General features: G+C 50.8%; 1 rRNA gene. It reads left to right on the forward strand.

From position 1 onward, the window contains the following. Positions 1-140: 140 nt before the first annotated feature. Positions 141-1,701, forward strand: a 16S ribosomal RNA gene (locus RV17_RS12925). Positions 1,702-1,771: the final 70 nt, after the last annotated feature.

Here is a 1,771-nt window from a genome sequence, read left to right on the forward strand (position 1 = left end):
CCTTTGAAAACTGAACAAAGTAAGACAAACCAAATGTGTAGGGCGTCTTGATTCAATTCAAGACAACAAACATTTTTAAACAGCAAGCAATATGCTAGCAAACAAATTGAGCTTAACAATCGAAAGATTGTTCTAACTTTTATTATGAGAGTTTGATCCTGGCTCAGGACGAACGCTGGCGGCGTGCCTAATACATGCAAGTCGTACGCTTTTTCTTTCACCGGAGCTTGCTCCACCGAAAGAAAAGGAGTGGCGAACGGGTGAGTAACACGTGGGTAACCTGCCCATCAGAAGGGGATAACACTTGGAAACAGGTGCTAATACCGTATAACAATCGAAACCGCATGGTTTTGATTTGAAAGGCGCTTTCGGGTGTCGCTGATGGATGGACCCGCGGTGCATTAGCTAGTTGGTGAGGTAACGGCTCACCAAGGCCACGATGCATAGCCGACCTGAGAGGGTGATCGGCCACATTGGGACTGAGACACGGCCCAAACTCCTACGGGAGGCAGCAGTAGGGAATCTTCGGCAATGGACGAAAGTCTGACCGAGCAACGCCGCGTGAGTGAAGAAGGTTTTCGGATCGTAAAACTCTGTTGTTAGAGAAGAACAAGGATGAGAGTAACTGTTCATCCCTTGACGGTATCTAACCAGAAAGCCACGGCTAACTACGTGCCAGCAGCCGCGGTAATACGTAGGTGGCAAGCGTTGTCCGGATTTATTGGGCGTAAAGCGAGCGCAGGCGGTTTCTTAAGTCTGATGTGAAAGCCCCCGGCTCAACCGGGGAGGGTCATTGGAAACTGGGAGACTTGAGTGCAGAAGAGGAGAGTGGAATTCCATGTGTAGCGGTGAAATGCGTAGATATATGGAGGAACACCAGTGGCGAAGGCGACTCTCTGGTCTGTAACTGACGCTGAGGCTCGAAAGCGTGGGGAGCAAACAGGATTAGATACCCTGGTAGTCCACGCCGTAAACGATGAGTGCTAAGTGTTGGAGGGTTTCCGCCCTTCAGTGCTGCAGCTAACGCATTAAGCACTCCGCCTGGGGAGTACGACCGCAAGGTTGAAACTCAAAGGAATTGACGGGGGCCCGCACAAGCGGTGGAGCATGTGGTTTAATTCGAAGCAACGCGAAGAACCTTACCAGGTCTTGACATCCTTTGACCACTCTAGAGATAGAGCTTCCCCTTCGGGGGCAAAGTGACAGGTGGTGCATGGTTGTCGTCAGCTCGTGTCGTGAGATGTTGGGTTAAGTCCCGCAACGAGCGCAACCCTTATTGTTAGTTGCCATCATTTAGTTGGGCACTCTAGCAAGACTGCCGGTGACAAACCGGAGGAAGGTGGGGATGACGTCAAATCATCATGCCCCTTATGACCTGGGCTACACACGTGCTACAATGGGAAGTACAACGAGTCGCGAAGTCGCGAGGCTAAGCTAATCTCTTAAAGCTTCTCTCAGTTCGGATTGTAGGCTGCAACTCGCCTACATGAAGCCGGAATCGCTAGTAATCGCGGATCAGCACGCCGCGGTGAATACGTTCCCGGGCCTTGTACACACCGCCCGTCACACCACGAAAGTTTGTAACACCCGAAGTCGGTGAGGTAACCTTTTTGGAGCCAGCCGCCTAAGGTGGGATAGATGATTGGGGTGAAGTCGTAACAAGGTAGCCGTATCGGAAGGTGCGGCTGGATCACCTCCTTTCTAAGGAATATTACGGAGACTACACACGTTTGTCATCATTACTTTGTTCAGTTTTGAGAGGTTTACTCTC

Source organism: Enterococcus thailandicus (assembly GCF_001886265.1).
GTDB lineage: Bacteria > Bacillota > Bacilli > Lactobacillales > Enterococcaceae > Enterococcus_B > Enterococcus_B thailandicus.